18 protein-coding genes and 1 other RNA gene are annotated in these 24284 nt (G+C 28.1%); 17 read left to right on the top strand and 2 right to left on the bottom strand.

The annotated features are described in order from the left end of the window. Positions 1 to 40: 40 nt before the first annotated feature. Entirely contained in the window at positions 41 to 1333 is a 1293-nt protein-coding gene (locus NLO413_RS01740) for an adenylosuccinate synthase (protein WP_045808827.1), read from the bottom strand. Positions 1334 to 2417: 1084 nt separating this feature from the next. After that, positions 2418 to 2873, bottom strand: a complete 456-nt coding sequence (locus tag NLO413_RS01735) for an OmpA family protein (protein WP_045809350.1) — start codon at positions 2871 to 2873, stop codon at positions 2418 to 2420. Positions 2874 to 4383: 1510 nt separating this feature from the next. Here NLO413_RS01735 and NLO413_RS01730 point away from each other — a divergent pair. The 17 genes from NLO413_RS01730 (at position 4384) to NLO413_RS01655 (ending at position 23599) form a co-directional block, all read left to right on the top strand. Next, on the top strand, positions 4384 to 5853 hold the full coding sequence (locus NLO413_RS01730; RefSeq protein ID WP_045808826.1) for a gluzincin family metallopeptidase: 1470 nt from the start codon (positions 4384 to 4386) through the stop codon (positions 5851 to 5853). Positions 5854 to 5889: 36 nt separating this feature from the next. Continuing rightward, positions 5890 to 7881, top strand: a complete 1992-nt coding sequence (gene tkt / locus NLO413_RS01725) for a transketolase (protein ID WP_045808825.1) — start codon at positions 5890 to 5892, stop codon at positions 7879 to 7881. Between the two features lie 255 nt (positions 7882 to 8136). Further along, the gene (locus tag NLO413_RS01720) at positions 8137 to 8394 is read left to right on the top strand and encodes a monovalent cation/H+ antiporter complex subunit F (protein WP_045808824.1); all 258 of its coding nucleotides are present in this window, start codon (positions 8137 to 8139) and stop codon (positions 8392 to 8394) included. A gap of 4 nt (positions 8395 to 8398) precedes the next feature. Further along, on the top strand, positions 8399 to 8683 hold the full coding sequence (locus NLO413_RS04860; protein ID WP_045809349.1) for a monovalent cation/H(+) antiporter subunit G: 285 nt from the start codon (positions 8399 to 8401) through the stop codon (positions 8681 to 8683). A 3-nt stretch (positions 8684 to 8686) separates the two neighbouring features. Then, on the top strand, positions 8687 to 9241 hold the full coding sequence (locus NLO413_RS01710; RefSeq protein ID WP_045808823.1) for a DUF4040 domain-containing protein: 555 nt from the start codon (positions 8687 to 8689) through the stop codon (positions 9239 to 9241). Further along, positions 9234 to 9650: a Na(+)/H(+) antiporter subunit B gene (locus tag NLO413_RS01705; protein WP_045808822.1), complete on the top strand. Its 417-nt coding sequence runs from the start codon at positions 9234 to 9236 to the stop codon at positions 9648 to 9650. The genes NLO413_RS01710 and NLO413_RS01705 overlap by 8 nt, the downstream gene beginning before the upstream one ends. Positions 9651 to 10025: 375 nt before the next feature. Continuing rightward, complete coding sequence (locus NLO413_RS01700) at positions 10026 to 10391, top strand: cation:proton antiporter subunit C (RefSeq protein WP_045808821.1); 366 nt, start codon at positions 10026 to 10028, stop codon at positions 10389 to 10391. 86 nt (positions 10392 to 10477) lie between these two features. Further along, on the top strand, positions 10478 to 12349 hold the full coding sequence (locus NLO413_RS01695) for an Rne/Rng family ribonuclease (RefSeq protein ID WP_045808820.1): 1872 nt from the start codon (positions 10478 to 10480) through the stop codon (positions 12347 to 12349). A 98-nt stretch (positions 12350 to 12447) separates the two neighbouring features. After that, positions 12448 to 14358, top strand: coding sequence for a molecular chaperone DnaK (dnaK, locus tag NLO413_RS01690; protein ID WP_045808819.1), 1911 nt, complete (start codon positions 12448 to 12450; stop codon positions 14356 to 14358). A gap of 48 nt (positions 14359 to 14406) precedes the next feature. Beyond that, positions 14407 to 14562, top strand: a non-coding RNA gene (gene ssrS, locus NLO413_RS04990) — 6S RNA. Between the two features lie 17 nt (positions 14563 to 14579). Next, positions 14580 to 15050: a type II toxin-antitoxin system RatA family toxin gene (locus tag NLO413_RS01685; RefSeq protein ID WP_045808818.1), complete on the top strand. Its 471-nt coding sequence runs from the start codon at positions 14580 to 14582 to the stop codon at positions 15048 to 15050. Between the two features lie 339 nt (positions 15051 to 15389). Then, a complete protein-coding gene (locus NLO413_RS01680) occupies positions 15390 to 16910 on the top strand; it encodes a proton-conducting transporter transmembrane domain-containing protein (protein ID WP_052690366.1) in 1521 nt (506 codons plus the stop codon). After that, a complete protein-coding gene (ffh, locus tag NLO413_RS01675; RefSeq protein ID WP_045808816.1) occupies positions 16895 to 18244 on the top strand; it encodes a signal recognition particle protein in 1350 nt (449 codons plus the stop codon). The genes NLO413_RS01680 and ffh overlap by 16 nt, the downstream gene beginning before the upstream one ends. A gap of 278 nt (positions 18245 to 18522) precedes the next feature. After that, positions 18523 to 19422, top strand: coding sequence for a GTPase Era (gene era, locus NLO413_RS01670; RefSeq protein WP_045808815.1), 900 nt, complete (start codon positions 18523 to 18525; stop codon positions 19420 to 19422). Continuing rightward, entirely contained in the window at positions 19422 to 20249 is an 828-nt protein-coding gene (locus NLO413_RS01665; protein ID WP_045809348.1) for a 3'-5' exonuclease, read from the top strand. Before era ends, NLO413_RS01665 begins: the two co-directional genes overlap by 1 nt. 606 nt (positions 20250 to 20855) lie before the next feature. Further along, positions 20856 to 21365 (top strand): retropepsin-like aspartic protease family protein, encoded by a 510-nt coding sequence (locus tag NLO413_RS01660; protein WP_045808814.1) that lies wholly within the window; start codon positions 20856 to 20858, stop codon positions 21363 to 21365. A gap of 497 nt (positions 21366 to 21862) precedes the next feature. After that, entirely contained in the window at positions 21863 to 23599 is a 1737-nt protein-coding gene (locus NLO413_RS01655; protein WP_045808813.1) for an aminopeptidase P family protein, read from the top strand. Positions 23600 to 24284 lie beyond the last annotated feature (685 nt).

Raw genomic sequence — 24284 nt, 5'->3', positions numbered from 1 at the left:
CTATAATTTAAGGTATTTATAATGGCAAAATTAATGTGAACTAATTTAAGTAAAGATTATCTAGTGTAATAATATGTTTTCTGTCTGGTCCTGTTGATATTATATGTATCGGTACCTGAAGCAATTCTTCTAATTTTTGTATATAAAGCTTAGCATTTATGGGTAAATCATTATATGAAGTTGCACTGAATGTTGTACTATTCCATCCTGGCAATGCTGTGTACACAGGTTCTAATCTTTTTTGTATATATGGAGATGCCGGTAAGTAATCATAAAAAGTATTATTGTATTTGTATTGAGTACATATTTTTATTGTATCTATATGATCTAGTACGTCAAGTTTTGTTATAGCTACACTTGATGCCCCAGATAATGCTATAGCTTGGCGAGTTAATACTGCATCGAACCATCCACATCGGCGATGTCTATTGCTAACAGTACCTATTTCATTACCTTTTTGAAACATAATGTTTCCTATGGAGTTATTTTGTTCAGTGAAAAAAGGACCATTTCCTACTCTCGTTGTATATGCTTTTGCTAATCCTAAAACATGTAACTTATGTGATACACCTATACCGCATCCTGAATACACTTGCGATGCTAGAGTGTTGCTTGATGTGACATATGGATAAGTCCCATGATCAATATCTAATAAGGCGCCTTGTGCTCCTTCAAAGATAATTTTTTTATTATTTTGTATTAAATGATTTATTATTTTCCATACGGGACGCATAAATGGCACTATTTGAGGAGTAATATCTAAAAGCTCCTTTATAATTTGATTTGCAGTTATTATAGACTTATTTGCTGCCTTTCTGAATAAATTATGATAAGAAAGCATATGTGATACTTTATCATGTAATGATTCTTGATCTAGAAGATCACATAGTCTAATTACCCTGCGGCCAATCTTATCTTCATAACATGGCCCTATCCCTTTATGTGTGGTACCTATTGTATTATTTCCTCTCATTTCTTCAAATATTGCATCTGTTTCTCTATGAACACTAGTAACTATCGGACAAAGTTCTGATACAATTAAATTTTTGCTGCTAATTTTAGTATTAATATTTTTTAATGTATCAATTTCTTTAATGAAAGCGTATGGATCTATAGCTGCACCATTCCCTATAATTGATAACTTATTATTATGTAGAACTGATGAAGGCAAGGAACTTAACTTGTATGTTTGATTATCAATTATAATGGTATGACCTGCATTATTTCCTCCTTGAAATCTAACAACAGCATCTGCATTTTTTGATAACCAATCTACTATTTTACCTTTGCCTTCATCTCCCCATTGTAATCCCACAACTACAATATTTCTCATTATGTATTATTAAGTAATAAAAAACCCAAGCTAAGCTAACAAAATAAGGAAATGATGTCAATGATTTAAAATGTATTAGCTTACTATAATAAATTATATTTTATTCTAACAATTTTGTTAGGTAATGGTGATGACAATGAATAAAGATTGTAATTGTTTGTTAAATAAAACAGAAGATGGTAAAAGTGATAGATTATAAATATTGTAGTATTTTATAAGGATAGTTTATGCTTGTCTTTGGAGAATATAGGTATATAACAAAACTTTATTATAAATGAACTTTCTCTTTGTTATTTCTAAAATGTAAAAGGTTATTCTGGTAAAGAAGTATATGTTTATTTATTAATATTCGGATGAAATTAGATATAAAGAGTACATTAGAGAGATTATCTTAAAGAAGTAAATTATAATAAGTGATCTTTTTTTTTATATTAATTCACATGTTACTATAATCGTATATGATGTGTTTTTTGATATATTGTAAATTTATGTAATTTTTTAACTATTAATTTGTATAGTGTTTTTGCCGGTTTGAAGCATTAAATGATAAGTAGGAGATAGAGAAGTTATAATTCACGAGTGTTCAAGGATTATTATAATGGATGTAACATAAGTATTGATGCTGGTATTTTTAAATTGTATTATACATTAATGTAACAGTGTGGTAATTATAATTATTTTTAGTTTATCTTATGATAATTTTAAATAAGATTGTAGATAATGCTAATTTTTATACAGGTATATTTAGTATACGTATATTATAGTAAGCAATGTACTAAAAATAGTGAAACCTAATTAGCACAACTATACATAGCACCTATATATTGAATATTAGAATGAAAAGCTGAGGTTATTAAAAATAGGCAAATAAAGAGCTGATAGTTAACAAGACTGCTAAATCATAATTATGTTTACTAAAATAAAAACTCCTAAATTCAATACGATTATAAAATAATGTACAGAATCAGAAACATAAATATTGTTTTAGTTAAGATTCGTAATTTAAAAAATATAATTACTACCTAAAAATAAAAAAGGCTAGATTTTTTCCATCTAGCCTAATACTATTTTTTACTACTTTGGCTTAGCTAGCTAAAGAAGTATCTTCTTCAAAAATAATAACAGCTCTACGATTTTGTGAGTGAGCATTTTCAGCTTCCTTATGATTTTCGGAGTATACTAAAACGTCAGGTTCGCTTTTGCCTTTGGATTGTACAGTAATCCTAGAAGCTAAAGAACTATCACAATTTACAAGGAATTTTTTAACTGTACTTGCCCTTCTTTCACCTAAGGCCATATTGTATTCTTCAGTACCTCTTATATCAGTATGTCCAACAACCACTATATTAGTATTAGGGTTGCTTTTTAATTTATATGCTATTTTTGATAATACACTTTTATCAGTCTCTCTTAAGTCTGATTTATTATAATCAAAGTATACCTTTTCAACATTTTTAGTGTTGAAAAAAACCTTATCAGCATTAACTTGAATCTTATCTTTATGTAAAGCTCCACATCCGGTCATAAAAAAAGATAACATAAAAAAACAAACAATAAACTTACACTTCTGCATATAACAACTCCTACAAATAATCTGGAACATAAAAAAGCTAATTTTAAATATATTAAATAATTACTTAAAATAGCATTAAGTCAAGAGAAAAATAATACTTATAGCACTGATTTTTATGTTAAATTAACAAAATTGGTATATTGTCTATATGTTGTTATTTATAAGGTATATGAGTTTTGTATTAAATAATATTATTTTCAAAAGTGGATGTAACATTTATAAAAATTAAAGACGTAATAAAACAAAAGCGTGGCTTTCCGTAATGTAATTTATTTATAAAAATATAACAAGCTATTATATTAAAATTAGAAATTTTATTTTCTGAAACGTAATAAGTGATACTTAATTGTGTGTATATAAGGTCAAAATTAACTTATGAAAACTTAAAAGCTTTGGTTCTAATAAGATAAGATTATTATTAATAATTATTTTATCAGCAAAAGTTATTTTTAAAGTTGTTTAGGTTAAAAATTAGATGATTTTATGTTTATGATGTAACACATTAGTAGTATGGTATGTCTTTATTGTAAATTGTAAGGACTTTTACTGCTATTATTATAATGTGATAATAAATCAATAGGTGTTATCTGTATTAAGAAGGACTTTTGCATCAATAGTTCAATTTAAGTGTAAGTAAATAAAGGCCTATATGCTTTACATTATAGGTTTGTATTTATAAATTTACTATTTTTATGTGTGCCTAAATTGTATATGAACTTTGTGATAAGTGGTTTGTAGCAAACTAATACAGTAATATTTATGTTTTTATTGCTTTATTGATAAATTAATTTTGTTAGAGATTTGTTGCATATTAATAATTATGTCTGCTATGAGTGTATTTTGTACAACTATATTAGTTGAGCAGAATCTAGTCTTCTATTATATTAGCAACTATATTAGAAGACAGATTAGAATTTTATATAAATTGCTACCATAGCATTAATAATGTTAATGTTGTTTATTGTTTGAGTTGTGTGATCAGGTAAAAAATTAAATAATGTTATTTTGATAGTGTGTAAGTTAGATTTTTTTTTGCAAGTATACATAGTGTAATTATATATTTAAAAGATTGTAATTATAAAGTACAAAAACTAGGGTTTTATATAGGTGTTTGTTAAGTTTGTTATATTGTATAATATCTTTGGTATTCATATTAAATGATGTTTAGGAATGTTTGCCTATAACTTTTAAAATCAGCTAATTTTTGTTAAGATTATACTTTATAGACTAGATACATATAAGAACATATAAGAGCTAAATGCTAAAGGCCTTTAATTAGTCATAAATTAGTATGACAGTTGATGAGAGAGTGATTTTAGAATGTATTGGATTATGAATTTTAATTAATAAAGTTTATTATTCGTTTTTTGCATGATTATTGTATTGTGTGTTCTTTAATTATTTTGATAAATGGGTATTTAAGTGTATTATTTCTACGAAAAGAAATTAAAAGTATTTTTTGTGGATTGTGTTGTTTATGAAGCATTATAAATTTTTAGAACAGGTGTTTAGTAGAATTAATAATATTGATGATACTATAAGGTTATTGGAATGCAGTACTATGGATCTTGATAGCAAGATAGAGCGCATTAATACTCTTCAAGAAATTAGATATGAGATTATTACTGATGATATGATAGATGAAATGATTAACTTTTCTCTTAATAACAAAAAAAAACTTAATGATTGGGAACTTGCAAATTTAAATCATATGCATAGAGCGTATCAACATAATAAAAATGTACCTGTGAATCTAATAAAGGATTTATTTAAGGCAAAGGTAAATTGTGGACAGCAATGGGAGTTATTTCGTAATAAAAATAGTTCTTTGAAAGATGTTATGGGCAATTTGTCAGAAGTTGTAAAGTTAGTATCTGATATGTCTAGTATAAGATCAACAAGTTTAAAAATGAATAATAAATATGATGCTGTATTAAGTATGTACGACGCTGATTTAAGTGAGAAAAAGATAGATGAAGTGTTTACTGATATTGGTGCATTTTTACGTCAGTTTGTGCATGAAGCTATTGAGAAGCAAAATCATTCTAGGGTATACTATGCCAAAAGTGTTGATGAGGATAAGCAAAAAGCTTTTGGGAATTATTGTTTATCTTTATTTGGCATTCAAAATGATGTTATATTCACTAAAGCATCATGTAATAACTATGTTGTGAAAGAAAAATATGAATTTATTGTTAGATATGACGAGTTGAATTATAAATGTGGAATTGAAAACTTGCTAAAAAATATCGGATATTTTTTATATGAATTAAATTTACCAAAGCAATGGGCTAATCAGTTAGTAGGTAGGTACTCAGGAAGTATTATGTATGAAGCTCAAGGAATGTTAATGTCATGCCATTTGATGCATGATAAGGGCTTTATTAATTATATAGCTCCTAGTGTAAAAAAGTTTTTATCATTGCGTGGAAAGGTTAGTAGCTGTGAAAATATTTATTCGTATTTTACCAGAATCCAGCCTAGTACATTATTTGATGAATCTGATGAAGTAACTTTTCTTGCCCATGTGATGTTGCGATATACTTTGGAGAAGGAAATGATTAATGATGATTTGCAAGTAAAAGATTTACCTGATGCTTGGTTTCAGGGTATAAAGTATTATTTTAACCTTACTTCAAATGATGATTTTGATCAATTAATGCAGGATGGTTATTGGATAAATGGGTTATTTGGATATATTCCTTGTATGGCAATTTCTGCTATTGTTGCTGCACAAATTTTTGATACTATTAAAAAATGTGATACAGAAATTTTAGAAGAGGTTTCTAAAGGTAATTTTAAAAACTTATTTATATGGCTTAGTAAAAATTTACATTCTTATGGTGCTAAATACAATAGCATGGCTTTATTACAAAAGGTCACTAAGCAATCGCTGAATGTGGATTTTTATAAAAATTATTTAATCAATAAGTATCTTAATATATAAAAGGTGTTGTATTAACGAATAATATTGAGCAAAGTAATGAATGATAATTATGCTATTATGGCTAATTCTATAAGGTTCTTATCGGTAAGTGCTATACAAAAAGCTGCATCTGGTCATCCGGGTATGCCTTTAGGTATGGCAGATGTTGCAACAATCTTATTTCATAAGTTTTTAAAATTTAGTGTAAAAAATTATAATTGGTTTAATAGAGATAGGTTTATTTTATCAAATGGTCATGGATCAATGTTATTGTATTCCATATTATATTTTATGGGATATTTGAGTATTAATGATATAAAACAATTTAGGCAAATTAACTCTTTAACTCCTGGACATCCGGAGTATGGATGTACACCTGGAATTGAAGTTACAACTGGACCTCTAGGGCAAGGATTTGCTTCTGCTGTAGGTTTTGCAATTGCGGAACGCATATTGTCTCAAAGATTTGGTTCTGATTTAGTTGATCATTATACTTATGTTATGGTTGGAGATGGGTGCTTAATGGAAGGGGTAAGCCATGAATCTGCATCATTAGCAGGTCATTTACAACTAAATAAGTTGATAGTTCTTTTTGATGATAATGGTATATCGATAGATGGAAGCACTAGCTTGTCTATGTCAGATGATGTTAAAGCTAGGTTTTTGTCGTATGGATGGGATGTACAAGAAATAGATGGTCATAATTTTGATAGTATTATCCAAGCAATTATGAACGCTAAATTAGCTGATAAGCCTTCTATGATTTGTTGTAGGACGATCATTGGAAAATCGATGTTATCTAAAGAAAATACGTGTTTTGCTCATAGTTGGCCATTTGACGAGAATGACATACAAATAATGAGAAAACAATTGAATTGGAGTCATGATGCTTTTAATATACCACACGAAATAATGCTTTTGTGGCAGCAGGCTGTGAAAAGAACAGAAAGGGAATATGATGAGTGGGTAGACAAATTTCAAAAATATAGTAAACATTCTTGTGATTTTTCAGAAATAATTGCAGATGGGGTACCTGAAAGTGTATTTTTAGAATTAAATAAATTTAAGGCTCATTTACATAAATTGTGCGTAAATGAAGCTACAAGAAAGTCTTCTGGTAGGGTGTTGGAAATTTTAACAAAAATGTCAACCAAATTTGTAGGAGGATCTTCAGATTTGACTAATTCTAATTATACAAAAACTAGTAATATGAAAGTTATTACTAAAAATTTCTTTGATGCTTCGTATATACATTATGGTATTAGAGAGCACGCTATGGCAGGATGTATGAATGGTATGGCTTTGCATGGTGGTATTATTCCTTATGGAGGTACTTTTCTGATTTTTTCTGATTATTGTAAACCTTCTATTAGATTATCGGCTTTAATGAAGCAGCAAGTGATATATATTATGACTCATGACTCTATAGGGGTAGGTGAAGATGGGCCAACACATCAGCCAGTAGAGCATTTAACATCTTTAAGGGCAATACCAAATTTATATGTTTTTAGGCCGGCAGATGCAGCTGAGGTTTTAGAATGTTGGGAAATAGCATTGAAATTAACAAAATCTCCATCATTATTTGCGCTTTCAAGACAAAATGTAAGTTATTTACGTAAAGTAGAATCTAATACCAACCTTTGTAGTAAGGGGGCATATATTATATGCGATTATGAAAATAAATTAGATGTTACAATTTTTGCTACTGGTTCAGAAGTTGAAATTGCATTAAAGGCAAAAACAATTTTATGTAATAAAGGGTTAGGAGTTAGAGTAATTTCTTTTCCATGTTGGGAAATATTTGATCAACAAGATAAGAATTATATATCAGAATTGTTAGATAATGATAGTGTTAAAGTTGCAGTAGAAGCTGCAAGTGCTTGTGGTTGGCATAAATACATAGGTTCCAATGGAATATTTGTAGGTATGGAAAGTTTTGGTGCATCAGGTCATTATAAAGATTTATATGATTATTTTGGTATTACTCCTGATAATATAGCAAATAAAGTTCTGCATACATTAGCTGAGCGTAATGCAGAATATGATTGATATGGGTAATTTTGAATGTATTAATGATGAATTTGATTATAGTAAAAGGTTTACTAGTATTACATATAGAAATATAAGACAATAAGTACTTTTTAGTAAAGATTTAATTATAATATGATTTGAGTTTATATTGAGGTTTTTGAAGAAATTCCTTACTTAATAAAGAAATTTGTAATAATACAAATTAAACTAATATACATTATTGTTGTATATTTATTATTTTTAGTTATTTTAAATATAAAATAGAGGTCATTAATGGTCATATTTACTGCGTATGGCTTGTTGGTATGTATGTCAATAATGTTAATTGTCATAATGAAAGAACGTGATATATATAATAGGATTCTTGCTGCAAACTTATTTAGTACATATGTTATAGTACTTATTGTAGTGTTAGGTGTTATTAGAGAGACATTGCTATTTGTAGATATTGCTTTAATTTATGCATGTATTAACTTTGTTTCTACTGCAGGATTTATGAAATTTTTTCTTTATGATAATTCTAGGATATAAATTTATGATGACGTATTTTAGCTTATTAGTGATAGGGTTAGGGTTATTTTTAATGGTTACTGCTGCAATTGGGGTGGTAAGATTTCCTAATTTTTATACTAAAGTTCATGCTGCAGGTATAGCAGATACATTAGGATCAGCTTTAGTATTAAGTGGATTAGATATGCAATATACTTTTTCACTTTTTACAATAAAAGTGATATTGCTAATTTGTATTTTATGGATTACTAATGCTACTGCTTGTCATATGCTAACTCATTGTGCATACAAAAGTGACAAAGAGTTATAAGATATGCTTAAAGATCATATTTTTCTTTTTGATTTAGTATTATTAGTTTTATTATTTGTTACATCTTTTGCTTTAGTGTTTTTGAGAAGTTTAATTGACAGTACGGTTGTAATGTGCATGTTTAGCTTTATTATGGCTCTTTTGTATTTAATTCTTGATGCGCCAGATGTTGCAATTACAGAAGCTTCTGTTGGTGCAGGATTAAGTACAGTGTTGATGCTTTCTGCATTATCATTGATAAAAGTACAAAGTATTAAAAAAAATCCTAGTAATGTAGCAAAAATATTAATTTCAGTTATATGTGCAGTGTTAATGTTATTAAGTTTAATGTATGCTGTTACAGATTTTCCAAGATTTGGAAGTTTGCATTCTGCTGTAAGTCAACATATTATTCCATACTATGTGGAAAGTGCAGATAATAATATAGGTATTCCTAATGTAGTTACAGCAATTTTAGCAAGTTTTCGTGGATATGATACATTATGTGAAACAGTGGTTGTGTTTACAGCAGCATTATGCGTATTTTTGTTACTAAAAAGAGAAAAAATTAATGATTAAAAATGTTGTTTTGCGTACTATTCTTCCTTTTATAATGCCTATTATGCTTTTATATGGATTATATATTCAAGTACATGGTGATTATAGTCCAGGAGGAGGATTTCAAGCAGGTGTTATTATTGCATCAGCTGTGATTTTTTATGTTATGGTATTTGGAACTACTGCTGTATTTAAAGTAATTTCAATGTTTAGTATTCATGTGATTGGTGCTATAGGAGTGTTAATATATGTTATTACTGGAATTGTGACCATGTTTTTAGGTGGTGAATTTTTGTCTTATTCTGTATTACTTAGTAATTCTGTAGCAGCACAACAATTAGGTATTTTTATTATAGAATTTGGAGTGGGCATGACAGTATTTAGTGCTATGATTAGTATTTATTTAAGTTTTGCATCAAGAAAAAGATAAGATATATTTTGTAGAATTCTGCTGCATTAAAACCATGTTAGATATTTACTGATAACATTTATGAAATTTATTTTTTATGCAATATAATAGCGCATAAGTTACTTAATTATTTACAGTTTAGCTACTTTGTAAGATAAAGGATTTTAGTAATTAGCATTAGTTAGTAAAAATTTATGGGTAGTAGTTTTGCTTGATAGTAAAGAGTAAGTAAAACCATATATAAGTTTGTGCTGTGAACAGTATAGCATTCTTTTATTTATGCTATTAGAAAAGTGAAAATATTGGTAATATTTTCTATTGTATTTATTTAGAGCATTTTATTATGGTCGTTATGTTATATAGGGCTTTTTTATTATGTGATTAAGGTTAGGTGTTATGATTTTTGGTTATGTTAATTATATGGTATCAATGGTTTTAATGGTTATTGGGTTATATATTACTATTATTGATGAAAATTATGTAAGAAAATTACTAGGATTAAATGTTTTACAGTCTTCTGTATTATTATTTTATATATCGATAGGCTATGTAAAGGATGCTTCTATTCCTATTTTAAATTTACATGCTACTTTATATAGTAATCCATTGCCAAGTGTGTTAATGTTAACTGCAATAGTCGTTGGGGTTGCTACATTAGCAGTTGGACTTTCAATTGTTGTTAGAATAAAAGAAGAGTTCTTATGTATTCAGGAAAGTGAATTGTCTTTACAGATCTCTTGTAACAGTATTGTTGACAATTGATACGATAAAATATAATTATATGGCTAGTAATCAGTATAGTTGCTTTATATTATTTTGGGATTATTAATAAAAATGGTATAGTTTTTGTGTCAAGTTATAGTAAAAGAATACTAATCGATGCAGTATGCCCAGATGAAGTAAGAGTTGCAGTGTTGTGTAATAATCAAATTGTGGAATTTGATCAAGAGTTAAAAAATAAGAGACGGATTAAGGGTAGTATATACTATGCTGTAGTGAGACGTATAGAACCATCTTTACAGGCAGTGTTTATTGAGTATGGTATTAGTAAGCATGGTTTTTTGCCTTTTTCCGAGATATCGGTCGAGCATTATCAGATTTCTCAAGATGAAAAAGAAAGCTTATTGCAGTTAATGTATGATGAAGATCAAGATTTTATAAAAGGTTCAATAAGAAATGATGATAAGCTTGATAGTATATGCAGTGATAATGATAAGGATGAAAGTATTAGAATAGATGACAATAATGCAGATGATAAAGCTAATTGTCAGAAAAAAGATAATAATTCACGAAATAATAAGTCAAGAGCTCTTTTTCATAAGATGTATAAGGTTCAAGATGTAATTAAAGTTGATCAAAAAATTATGGTGCAAATTATTAAGGAAGAGCGTGGTAATAAATGTGCAACTTTTTCTACTTTTATTACGTTAATTGGAAGATATTGTATATTTATGCCTAATTCTGGCAAAAGAAGTAGTGGAATATCTCGTCGTATAGAGGATGTTCAGGATAGAAAAAATCTAAAAAATTTGCTTAATAATATAAAATTACCTAAAGAATCTGGAGTTATTATTAGAACTGCTGGTAATCACAAAAGTCAAAAAGAAATAGAGCAGGATTTGTTGTATTTACAATCTACATGGAAAAGTATATGCAGTAATTATTCAAATATGAACCCTCCAACATTGCTTTATGTTGAAGGGGATATCATTAAGAGGACATTGAGGGATTTTTGTGATGAAAATGTTCGAGATGTGATTGTTTCTGGTATTGCAGCTTATGAAGTAGCGAAAGAATGTGTAAAATTTATGTTCAGAAACAAGCTACGCTTAAAGCTGTATAAAGGAAGTATGCCAATTTTTACATATTATAAAGTTGATTTACAAGTTCTTGATTTATATAGTAATAAAGTATACCTTCCATCTGGTGGGTATTTAGTTATAACTTCTACAGAAGCTTTAGTATCGATTGATGTTAATTCCGGACGCATGACAGGAGAAGATAGTATTGAAGAAACTGCATATAAAACAAATATGGAAGCAGTTAAAGAAATTGCCAAGCAAGTAAATTTACGAGGATTATCTGGGTTAATAGTAATAGATTTTATTGATATGTTAAAGTACCGCTATTGTAGAGTAGTAGAGTCTGAATTGAAAGAAGCATTTAAACATGATAAAGCGAAAGTACAATTTGGTTGTATTAGTGCATTTGGTCTGATGGAGATATCAAGGCAGAGGATTAAACAAAGTATATTTGAAGCAAATACTGTTCAGTGTGGGCATTGCAAAGGAGTGGGTCGTGTAAGATCTTTAGAGTCAATATCAGCTGATATATTAAGGGAAGTTAGGTATTCTGCTAATAAGAATAGAGAGAAAATTATTAATGTTTTTACTAATGAGCAGATGATGTCTTATATTTTTAATAATAAGCGTAAACATATATTTGATATTGAAGAAGAATTTAATGTTATCATAAAATTACACGTTAATCAGGTATTTAATATTTCTGATTTTAGTATAAGCTTAGAGAAGGTATTTGATAAAGATACTTGTCATGAAGATGCGGTAAATTTATTTACTATAAATTACAAGAATAATGAAAATAATATAGATGTTGCAAAGGATCATGATGTAATTTGTAATGTAAAAAATATTGATCATGCAGAAACATGGAGTAGAAGATGGTTGCGTAAGATATTTATAAATCATAAATTTTGCTAAATTATCAAAGAATAGGGTTGTAATATGGTGTTTTGGTGATTATATGATACATCAAGTTATTGTTGATTTTTTATGAAATTTTTGGGGAAGGTTTTATTATGGCAGTCATAGGTATAGATTTAGGTACAACAAATTCTTGTGTTGCAATAATGGAAGGAGGAGATGCTAAAGCTATTGAGAATAGCGAAGGGGCAAGAACTACTCCATCTATTGTTGCGTTTACTGACAATGAGAGATTAGTAGGTGATTCTGCAAAGCGTCAAGCAACTACTAATGCTAAGAATACAATATATGCTAGTAAAAGGTTGATAGGTCGTAGGTACCAAGATATTAAAAATATTAAGTCTTCATATGAGGTTGTGTCTGCTAAAAATGGGGATGCATGGATTAAGATACGTGATAAAGAGTATTCTCCTAGTCAGATAGGTGCTTTTATATTAGAAAAAATGAAGGATACTGCAGAAAGTTATCTTGGCTATAAAGTTGAAAAGGCAGTAATAACGGTTCCTGCGTATTTTAATGATGCACAACGTCAGGCTACAAAAGATGCAGGCAGGATAGCAGGTCTTGATGTTATTAGAATTATCAATGAACCAACAGCAGCAGCATTGGCATATGGGTTAAATAAAAGTGATAAGCAGAAGGTAATAGTAGTATATGATTTAGGTGGTGGTACCTTTGATGTTTCAATTTTAGAAATAGCAGATGGAGTTTTTGAAGTTAAAGCAACAAATGGTGATACTATGCTTGGTGGTGAGGATTTTGACCATGCAATTATGAATCATTTAATGGATTATTTTAAAAGTGAAAGTGGTATAGATCTAAGAAATGATGCGATGGCAGTGCAAAGAATAAAAGAGGCATCTGAAAAAGCTAAAATTGAATTGTCTAGCAGAATGGAAACAGACATAAATCTTCCTTTTATTTCAAGTGATAATAGTGGTCCTAAGCACTTAAGTTTAAAATTAACAAGAGCAAAATTTGAAAATTTAGTTGCTCATTTAATTGATAGGACTATAGATCCATGTCAAAAAGCATTAAAGGATGCTGGTATTTCTGCAGATAAAGTAGATGAAGTGGTTCTGGTCGGTGGAATGACTAGAATGCCTAAGGTGATTCAAAAAGTAAAAGACTTTTTTGGGAAGGAACCTCATAAAGGTGTTAATCCTGATGAAGTTGTGGCAATTGGTGCAGCAATTCAAGGTAGTATATTATCTGGAGATATTAGGGATGTATTATTATTGGATGTTACACCACTATCGTTAGGTATTGAAACTTTAGGTGGTGTTTTTACTCGTTTAATTGATCGTAATACAACTATCCCTACAAAAAAGTCACAAGTATTTTCTACGGCAGAAGATGGTCAAACTGCTGTAACTATTAAAGTCTTTCAGGGAGAAAGGGAAATGGCTGCTGATAATAAATTGTTAGGTCAATTTAGCTTAGAAGGTATTCCTTCGGCACCTCGTGGAATGCCGCAAATCGAAGTTACGTTTGACATAGATGCTAATGGTATAGTGCATGTTTCAGCAAAAGATAAAGCATCAGGAAAAGAACAAGCGATTAAGATACAATCATCTGGTGGTTTGAGTGATGATGAAATTAAGAGAATGATTCAAGAAGCACAAGAAAAAGCTGAAGAAGATAAAAAGCGTAAGAAATTTGTTGAAGTAAAGAATAATTCAGAAAATCTTATACATTCTACAGAAAAATCTCTTAAAGAATATGGAGATAAAGTTTCTGAATCTGATAAATCTGCTATAGTAGATGCTATTAAAGAATTAAAAGACTGTATGGGTAGTGATAATATAGATGATGTAGAAGTAATTCAACAAAAATTTGACAGTTTATCACGAGTATCAATGAAACTAGGGGAAGCTATGTACTCTAGTGCTAATAATAGTGCATCTTCAAATAATGCTAGTAGTGGCGATGCAGCAAGTGGTACAAATAGTGATGAAAAAGTTGTTGATTCAGATTATCAAGAAATTGATAAAAATGATAAGTAATCTTGATAATAATTGACGTGTGTACTATATTGTGTTACAACTGCGATGGAGGTGCTGCGTTGTACGTTAAAGTTAATAGTTCCTCGAGCCCGTTTTATTTTTTAGGGAGCTATCACTGTCAATTCATTGGTAATTGTTATATGGTGCCCACGTTAGCTTGTGTCTCAGGATACGCAGAAACATGACGGCAAATGCGGCTCTCTTATATTTTGTGTTGTACTATGCCAAATGAATATAAGTTTTGGAGTGAAGACATAGTAGATTTTTGTGCTACGGACTTATTTTCTATTGTGTTGGATGTAGAAAAATATCCTGATTTTCTTCCGTGGTGTACAGCAGTATATATTAAAAATCGTGGGGATAAGTTTATTGTTGCAGATTTAATTGCAAGTTTTAAAGGTATAAGGGGAAGTTATTCTTCATATATACGGTTTTGTGCTCCTACTTCTACTGATGATGGGTGGATAAAAATAGAGTCAATTGAAGGTATTTTTGATTTTTTATATAGTAATTGGGTTTTTATACCTTGTAATAGTAAAAAATCATTGGTCAGGTTTTGCATAAACTGTTCATTTAAATACAAAGCTTTGCACTCTATGTTTAATTTTACTTCTCCAATTATACAAAAAAACTTAATTTTAGCTTTTAAAAATAGGGCAAGTTATTTATTTAACCGAGATTTGAATGCCTAAGTATTTATTTAATAATGTTATATTTATTTTTTTGAATATGAATAATTTTTATATATCTATACTTTGACTTTAATTAAAATTTATTAATTAAATAGGTTGATAACTAAGTTAATATGAGTACATTCATGTAAGTAGTCTATAGTTATTATAATTGATTTGTATATTTTAGGTATTGCAAATAACTTGCTATAATTAGTTAAGACTTGATATATCTGATTATTTAACAATGTTAAAAATCTACAGTGTTAATAGACATTATGCATTTTGTGATACACTTTATATTTATGTAGTAATAAAAATGAATATACTATATGTTGATGTATGCTATTGGTTATATTGATGTCAAAGGTTAGTACATATTTGGATATTTTTAATTCGAATAATGGTATTTTATTGATAACATTTTCTTTGGCTATGTTTTTAATTTATTTATGTTCAAAGAATATTAGTAAACGTGAAATGATAGTTTATCTGCTATATTATAGCAGTAATTCTGTAGCAATATTATCTTGTGATATGACTATAGTAGTGGTTGCATTTGAATTTATGGTATTATGTGCACTACTTATTATTGCTATTAATTCATCTACAGCAGGATATAACCCAGAAAGATATAAAGCATTTATTCATTATGCATGTGTGCATTTTTTTGCTGGTGTTTGTTTGCTTATAGGAATATGTCAATTTCCTTTTTCTAAATTTTTAAATAATATTCCAACAACTTTATTTTTTATAGGGTTACTAATTAATGCTGCAGCATTTCCTATGTCTTCTTGGGTTACTCATGCTTATCCTGTAGCTTCTGATATTGGGATAATGATTTTATCAGTTTTTACTACAAAAACTGCGGTTTATGTTATATTAAAATTATTTCAGGGGCATGATATTTTGTTATATATAGGGTTAATAACATCTATATATGGAATGATTTTTTCATTATTAGAAAATAATATCAGAAAATTACTTTGTTATAATTTAGTTGGACAGATGGGTTTATTGTTGATTAGCATAGGGTTTAATTATATGATAGCAACTGATATTATTGTTTTACAGATGGCACTGTCTATATTATACCAGTTGTTGCTATTTATGATTGCTAATACAGTAATAAACAATACTGGTAACGTAAATATTAATGAAATGGGTAATATATTAAAAAAAATGCCTTTAGAAGGAATCTGCTGTTTGGTGGCTTTGTTAACGATGGGAGGATTTCCTGGTACTAGTGGATTTATTGTTAAAACATTAATATTACATAATTCAGAATTGGGAGGTTTGAAAGATATAATATTTGGAAAGCTATTTCTTATTTGTAGTATGTTATTATTAATGAGTACAGGATTTAAATTTTTTTGGTTTATTTTTATGTCCAGTGCAAAATGTGTTAATAAAATAGCCAAAAGTGGGTTTTTTACTAAAATTTCAATGTTAATATTGACTTGTATATTGCTTTTATCTGGATTATTGTATAAAGAATGCTTTTTTTTTATAGGCATAGAAAATAAATTTTCTTATACTTACGGTAATGTATTGTCCCAATGCATGATTTTTTTTATTGCTGCTTTGCTTTTTTATTGTTTTTGTAATGCGTTTAAGGGAAGAGTGAATTTTAATTTAGATGTAGATTGGATTTATAGGTCGTTTTTATTAAGTGTTATATTAAAGTTCTATACTTTTGTCTTGTACATTTTTAGTATTTTTGCTAGTTTAGAAGGTAGTACATTATCTATGATTAAGTTGCTTAACAATAGTCGTAGAGGTATAGTAAAAGCTTGTGGTATTACATCTTTGAGCTTTACTGTTATAGTTGGTATGTTATTTATTAGTAGTGTAGTTGTATTTTTATGTTTGAATCATTAACAAGTGGGTTAGCTACTGCATTTCAAAAATTAAATAGTAAACGTGTAATTTCTGATAAAGATTTTGATTATACGATGCAAGAGGTCAGTAAAGCATTAATTGATGCTGATGTAAATTTAAAAGTTGTCAATGATCTTATTGCTAGTATAAGAGGTAATATTATTGGGGAGGAAGTAGTTAAAGGTGTTCTTCCTAGTCAGATGGTGATAAAAAAGATAGAAGAATACTTAATAGAAGCTTTAGGAAGTAGTAAAAGCGAGTTAAATATTATAGGTAGTAAGCCTGCTGTAATTATGATGGTCGGATTGCAAGGTGTTGGTAAGACTACTAGTACTGCGAAAATAGCATTGAAGCTTTGTAGTAAGCAAAAAAAAGTATTAATGGCTTCTTTGGATGTTTATCGTCCTGCTGCACAAGAACAATTGCAAATTCTTGGTAATCAGATTTCAGTTGATAGTATTCCTATAATCAAAGATGAGATGCCTGTTATTATTGCTCAAAGAGCTTTAAAGGCTGCTCAGCATGAATGCTATGATGTATTACTTTTAGATACAGCAGGAAGGTTACATGTTGATGAAGATATGATGAAAGAGTTGAAAGCTATCAAAGATATAGTCTCTCCTTCAGAAATTATATTGGTTGTAGACTCTATGATGGGACAAGATGCAGTAAATGTTGCAAGTGTTTTTCACGAAAATCTTGATATTACTGGTATTATATTAACTCGTGCAGATGGAGATACTAGAGGTGGTGCTATTTTATCAATGAAAATGGTTGTTGGTTGTCCAGTTAAGTTTATTGCTACTGGTGAAAAACTAAATGATTTAGAGGATTTTTATCCTGATAGGATAGCAAAAAGAATACTTAATATGGGTGATATTACCTCTTTAGTGGAGAAAGCTACAGAAGTTGTAGGAAAAGAAGCAGTAGATAAGTTACAAAAAAAAGTGCAAAAAGGTAGTTTTGATCTTAATGATTTTGTAGCGCAATTAAATGCATTAAATAAGATGGGAGGTATTACCAGTATACTAAAGTTTCTTCCAAGTTTTGATAATAATGTGAAGCGTCAAATATCAAGCATGGTTGATGATAGTAGGATTAACCAGTATATTGCAATTATTAATTCTATGACAAAGCAAGAGAAGTGTAATCCAAAAATACTTAATGGAGCTCGTAAACTTAGAATTTCAAAAGGTGCAGGAGTTACAGTGAACTCTATTAATTTGCTTTTAAAGCAACTTCATCAAATAAATAGTGTTATTGGTAAGTTTGGTAAGGTGAATTTTGAGCAATTTAAGAATATTGATATAATGAGTTTATTAAAGAATAAGTAAAGTTGTACAGTTACTAATATCAGTATTTGTCAGATAGAGCATTATGCAAAAAAATGCTTGATGGTTTATGTATGTTAAAAGAAGAGATAAAAAATACATGGTAAATGTATTAAGATGGTTAGTTGTTTGTAAAATTTTATTTATAGTGTGATTGAATATATAATAAAGAAGAAATTAAAGAGCGGTGTTTTTAAATAATTATAGAGAAAACAACAAATCTTATTATTTATGTTGATTGGTGTGTTATAGTTAGTAAGAAGTTTTACTTGTAGTTTTGTATGTATAGTGATGAAGGGTTAAGTAATAAGAATAAAAAATGTTCTATGATTACTGTTGTGGGAACAACAAATGCTGGTAAATCTACGTTAATTAATTTATTGATTGGTCAGAAAGTATCAATAGTTACACCTAAAGTACAGACAACTCGTGTTAAAATGAATGCTGTATATACCAATGGAAATGTGCAACTAATATTTACTGATACCCCAGGAGTTTTTGCCGCAAAAACTAAATTGGAAAAATTTTTAGTAAAGCATGCATGGATGTCTATTAAAGGTGTGGATTTAGCTATGTTGGTAATTGATCCAAAGAAATATTTAGATATTCATGTTGTGAAAATTATTAATAGAATCAAAGCTTTGCAAATTAAAGTAATTTTAGTAATCAACAAATTAGATTTAATTTCCAAGAAAGAGCTGGATATAATTTTAGAGCATATTACTCATTTATATAATTTTGAAAACATTTTTGCTATATCTGCATTAAAAAATTTTGGAATTGATGCTTTGATAAGGTATTTATCTGAAGTATCTCCTTACGGCCCTTGGTTATATCCCGATGGTCAGATAACAGATGCTTCAATGAGATTCTTTACAGCTGAGATTACTAGAGAAAAATTATTTATGATTTTGTGTCAAGAGCTTCCATATAATTTATCAGTTGTTACTGAACAAATTGAAGAGAAGGAGAGGAGTTTAATTGTAAAACAGGTGATATATGTAACAAAGGAAAGTCATAAAACTATTGTTGTAGGAAAAAATGCTAATGTTATCAAAAATGTAAGTCTTCAATCGAAGAGTGAGCTTGAAGAATATTTTCAAATGAAGATACATCTTTTTTTATTTGTAAAAGTACGTAAATTTTGGCAAGATCATTTAGAAGAATGTGTAGGACAATGATGTTGAGTTCTTTATTAGTTTTTGATATAGAAACAATACCAGATGTTGATTGTTGTGATAATTTAATAGATGAATGTGATGGTGTAGATGATGTACATGTAAAAAGAGAAGCTATGGTAAATTACCATCTTAAAATTACTAATGGACAGAATGCTTTTTTGCGTCAGCTTTTCCATAAAGTAGTAGCAATTAGTTTTTTAAAGGCGGATATTCAAAAAGTTGGAGAACGCGAAATTTTTCATTTACAGGAAATTCGTTCAGGAGGAAATGTTTGTTCTGAAGAGAAAGAATTAGTAAAAGGTTTTTTTCAATATCTATCTTCTATAAAACCTCGGCTTGTATCTTTTAATGGACGTACTTTTGATTTACCAGTTTTAAAATATAGGGCTATGGTGCATGGAGTGCAAGCTGGTTACTTATATAAGACTGGAGATAAATGGAATAATTATTTTCAAAGGTACAGCATAGATTGGCATTGTGATTTATTAGATTATCTTTCAGATTTTGGAGTATCTGCTAAGATAAAAATTAATGAAATCTGTGCGATATTAAATTTTCCTGGTAAGGTTGGTGTTGATGGTTCACAAGTTATGGGCTTGTATGATAGTAATAGGGTATCTGAAATTCGCAATTATTGCGAAACGGATGTTATTAATACTTATTTAATATATTTAAGATTAATGCATTATCAAGATAAGATAACTACTGCAAATTATAACAGTAGTATTGAGAATTTATTAGTGTATCTAGAAAATAGTTCAAAAGATCACTTTTTGCATTTTAAGTTAGAATGGAAGAAAGTTTGTAAAGGAAAGTTTTATTTGTAATTTTTTTAATAACATGCAGTATAATCATAATTAATTGGTTAATGAGAGGTGTAGGGGAGGCGGTCATACTATAAGTATTTTTTATTGTCATATTATATAATATAATTTTTTGTATTAGCATTAATGTAATTTTATTGTTTAGCATTCATAATTTATTTAGTGTAGATAGGATTGAGTTCACCTTAACAGTTGGTTTTTGAATTGTATATTTATTACTATTTACATTAAGTAATGATAATATTTGGTGATTTAAAATATGCTTTTACATGTAAGTAATTAGTTTATAACTATTGCTAAAAATATTGTATTACGTAAAGTAAGGTTATTATTTTATTTAATGTGAATGTTTAATATTTATTGTATCATAATAAATATCATAATTAATTTATATTAATGTAGGCTTGGACTTTCTGTAAAGTGGTAGTTTTTGTAGTTATTTATTATAATCAAGATTTATCTAATTATGACTTTGTAAAATTAGTAACAGATTTTTAATTTTTTACGCTGTAATGACCTAGTTACTAGATGTAAATTTTGCATAAAAAAGAAATGTGAGTAATTTATGTAAAATTATTGAATTCATTTTTTGTATATTGAAATTTTTTAATGAATAAAATTATAAATGTAATTTTTTGGTTATTATTTATAATAGTTGTTGCATTGCTATATGGTGTAAAAGAAGAAATTATAAATAGTAAATATGTAAGTATTTTTATTCCTAATATAAGCTATATTAGAGATGATGGTAGCATTGAGCTTAGAAAATCTAAAAATGGTCATTTTTATATCAATACTGTAATTAATGACCAAAATATTATTTTTCTTATAGATACGGGTGCGACAGATGTTATATTATCTTTAAAAGATGCTCGAAAAATAGGAAAGTACTTAAAGTATTTACAACGTATAAAATCTTATCATACTGCTAATGGAATAGTAAAAGCGGTATATGTTGAGATACCTGAAATAAAAATAGGTAACATCGTAGTTAATAATGTAAAAGCGAGTATTAATACAAGCGGTATAGAGACTTCTTTGTTAGGCATGAGTTTTTTAAAAAATTTTTATTTTGTAATGAAAAAAGATAGGTTAGCATTATATCCATATTATAAATAAGCATTATTATTTACTATCTTATTCAAGAGAAGTTGTTATGTGCTTTATGTTGGCGTTAATCAAATAGTTTATGCTTTTAAGTTTTTTCAAATTTGCTGAAGTATTAATAGTTATACATAAATAATAACTGTTACTTAACATAATTACTATTTATAGTATTACTAAGATAAAGTAATGCTATACTTAAAATAAAAAAATTAGCAAAATTATACGTGATTAATATTGTAGTTTGAAAAAATTATTATTTGTGATTGAAATATGTAGTTTATGAAGGTTATAGAATGTAACGATAGTTTTAGTAGTAATGTTATACTGTAATATTTTTATATAAAATACGTGGTAATTAAGGTTGAGAATAAATTTACAAGAATTTTACTATATTGATTCGTCTTGTATGATGATTAAGTTATGTATGCTAATAAAATAGCTTTATCAAAGATGTGTATTAGAACAGTTGTCTTTGGTAATCATGTTTATAAATGTATAGCAGCTATAGTATGAATAATAAGCTTCAAGATTTATTATTGTTGATGAATATATATAATGTGGATGTGTTGTTGCTCCATAATACAGATGAGTATCAATCTGAATATGTGTTGCCTATGAGGCAAAGAATAAGGTGGTTGTGTGGGTTCACAGGTTCAAATGCTTTTTTAATTATTACAAAACAGTGCAAAGGTTATTTTTTTACTGATGGAAGATATATACTACAAGCAAAGATGGAGCTTGATAATAATTATTATGCTATTTTTAATAGTTCTGACATTACACCATTGAAGTGGTTAGAGAAAAATTTACATGTTGGATCAGTTATTGGATATGAAGATCAGCTTTTTACATTGAGTCAGATAAAAATATATGAAAAATATTCTTTAAAGTTAATAAATAGTATTTTAATCGATAAACTATGGAATAGGTCTATGGATTTTTATCAAAAAGTTGTTGATCATCCGATAAAATATTCAGGAGAAAGTAGCTATAATAAATGTGTGAGTGTTGCAAAAAATTATTGTACTGGACAAGCAATGTTTATTACGGACATAGGAGTTATTTCTTGGTTACTAAATATCCGCAATGCTACATTTGTTTACAATCCCTCTGTTTTTTCACGTGCTATTTTATATAAAGATGGTAGAATAGATTTATTTATTGAAAATATAGAACATGTGCAAATTACAGGTTTGCATGTTAATATTTTTGCAATGGACAAATTAAGTAATGCTTTAAAAGTGTTAAATAATGTTTCAATAGATGCATCTACAATACCTATGTATCTTTTTAACATTATTAAAGATAAAGCTGTATGTGTTAATGCACAAGATCCTTGTCTATTATTAAAATCAGAGAAAAATGTTACAGAGATACAGGGAGCAGTACGTGCTCATATCAGAGATGGGGTAGCTGTTATTAATTTACTATATTGGTTATATAATCAAGTAATGTGTCAGAGGAAAGTAACAGAGTTAGATGTGGAATCAAAGGTTTTAGAATTTAGAAGTGTTCAAGAGCTATTTCAAAGAGAAAGCTTTGCTACAATATCAGGGTTTGCTGAAAATGGTGCAGTGATACATTATAAATCAAGTGAAAAAACTAATAAAGTAATAGAAGGTAATGGATTATATTTATTAGATTCTGGTGGACAATATCTAGACGGTACAACAGATGTTACTAGAACTATAGCCATAGGTCAACCTAGTGATGAACAAAAATATCATTTTACTTTAGTACTTAAAGGTCATATAGCATTAGCAAAAGCAGTATTTCCTGTGGGTATAAGTGGAAGTATGTTAGATATACTGGCTCGTCAGTATTTATGGAGTGCGGGACTTGATTATCAGCATGGAACTGGTCATGGAGTTGGAAGTTTTTTATCAGTTCATGAAGGTCCTCAAGCTATTTCGCGTGGTAATGATGTAATTATTAAGCCAGGTATGATACTATCGAATGAGCCGGGTTACTATAAAGAAGGTGAATATGGTATTAGAATTGAAAATTTAATGTATGTTAGAAAACATAAAAATAAGTTTTTAAAATTTCAACAGCTTACTTGCGTTCCTATAGATATAAATTTGATAAGTATACATATGTTAAATTATGATGAGATTTATTACCTTAATTATTATCATAAGTTTGTTTATAAAGTGACTTCTCCTTATTTGTGTAAAGATGTTAGATTATGGTTAAGGAGCTTGTGTAAAGAGCTAGAATTGAAGTTATGTAGTTTTAAAAAATAAAATAATTATAAAACATCTTAAAAATTAACTTTTTGTATCTTACTTCTGTTTTATTGAGAAGATGTTTTGTTATCAGTTTTTAGTGCATTTCAAGTTTTTCTTGCTCGTATTATGTATGTTAATGCTACTCATAATATAATTTTGACTTATATAATAATGGCCAATTTATTTAGAGATGTGTTGATATAAGTGAATTTTATTTATTAACTTTGGTATATACGATGATAAGTAGTATTTAATTTACATAATAAAGAAAAGTATCTTTAAAATTAACAAAGAAAGTTGTATAGAATATGCGTATACGTTTATAATGTGATACTTTAATTATCAAGGTAATAAACTTATAATTATTGATTATCTTATGTAAGTGATAAAAATATTAAAAATGAATTATATGATGAAGCTCAATATTTATTTACGGTATTTACCTTATGTTTTGAAAATGTAATATATATTTAGAAATTTTTTGTTTACTAGGTTTCAATATATTTATTGTACAGAAGCTTTGCTTTATGTTTTAAACTTTTAAAGTTGTTTATAAATAAGCACTTATTCATTATTCTTTGGCAAGTATAATAAGAGTGTATAAGCATAAATATGTACTAAAAAATTGTTCCTAAGAGAAAAGAATAGAAAATTAAATTTTTTTGATTAACTTCTAATATGAGGTTATGTGAATTTGTGT

The organism is Candidatus Neoehrlichia procyonis str. RAC413, from assembly GCF_000964795.1.
Classification (GTDB): domain Bacteria; phylum Pseudomonadota; class Alphaproteobacteria; order Rickettsiales; family Anaplasmataceae; genus Neoehrlichia; species Neoehrlichia procyonis.
Note: the sequence above shows the minus strand (reverse complement) of the source record. Positions and strands in the feature narration are given on the sequence as shown.

Excerpts from the sequence above, each read along its gene's own strand:
- NLO413_RS01665 (WP_045809348.1), top strand. The coding sequence starts at position 19,422 with ATGTTGAGTTCTTTATTAGTTTTTGATATAGAAACAATACCAGATGTT.
- ffh (WP_045808816.1), top strand. The coding sequence starts at position 16,895 with ATGTTTGAATCATTAACAAGTGGGTTAGCTACTGCATTTCAAAAATTA.
- NLO413_RS01705 (WP_045808822.1), top strand. The coding sequence starts at position 9,234 with ATGATTAAAAATGTTGTTTTGCGTACTATTCTTCCTTTTATAATGCCT.
- era (WP_045808815.1), top strand. The coding sequence starts at position 18,523 with ATGTATAGTGATGAAGGGTTAAGTAATAAGAATAAAAAATGTTCTATG.
- NLO413_RS01700 (WP_045808821.1), top strand. The coding sequence starts at position 10,026 with ATGATTTTTGGTTATGTTAATTATATGGTATCAATGGTTTTAATGGTT.
- NLO413_RS01735 (WP_045809350.1), bottom strand. The coding sequence starts at position 2,873 with ATGTTATCTTTTTTTATGACCGGATGTGGAGCTTTACATAAAGATAAG.
- NLO413_RS01740 (WP_045808827.1), bottom strand. The coding sequence starts at position 1,333 with ATGAGAAATATTGTAGTTGTGGGATTACAATGGGGAGATGAAGGCAAA.
- tkt (WP_045808825.1), top strand. The coding sequence starts at position 5,890 with ATGAATGATAATTATGCTATTATGGCTAATTCTATAAGGTTCTTATCG.
- NLO413_RS01660 (WP_045808814.1), top strand. The coding sequence starts at position 20,856 with ATGAATAAAATTATAAATGTAATTTTTTGGTTATTATTTATAATAGTT.
- NLO413_RS01655 (WP_045808813.1), top strand. The coding sequence starts at position 21,863 with ATGAATAATAAGCTTCAAGATTTATTATTGTTGATGAATATATATAAT.
- dnaK (WP_045808819.1), top strand. The coding sequence starts at position 12,448 with ATGGCAGTCATAGGTATAGATTTAGGTACAACAAATTCTTGTGTTGCA.
- NLO413_RS04860 (WP_045809349.1), top strand. The coding sequence starts at position 8,399 with ATGATGACGTATTTTAGCTTATTAGTGATAGGGTTAGGGTTATTTTTA.
- NLO413_RS01730 (WP_045808826.1), top strand. The coding sequence starts at position 4,384 with ATGAAGCATTATAAATTTTTAGAACAGGTGTTTAGTAGAATTAATAAT.
- NLO413_RS01680 (WP_052690366.1), top strand. The coding sequence starts at position 15,390 with ATGTCAAAGGTTAGTACATATTTGGATATTTTTAATTCGAATAATGGT.
- NLO413_RS01720 (WP_045808824.1), top strand. The coding sequence starts at position 8,137 with ATGGTCATATTTACTGCGTATGGCTTGTTGGTATGTATGTCAATAATG.
- NLO413_RS01685 (WP_045808818.1), top strand. The coding sequence starts at position 14,580 with ATGCCAAATGAATATAAGTTTTGGAGTGAAGACATAGTAGATTTTTGT.
- NLO413_RS01710 (WP_045808823.1), top strand. The coding sequence starts at position 8,687 with ATGCTTAAAGATCATATTTTTCTTTTTGATTTAGTATTATTAGTTTTA.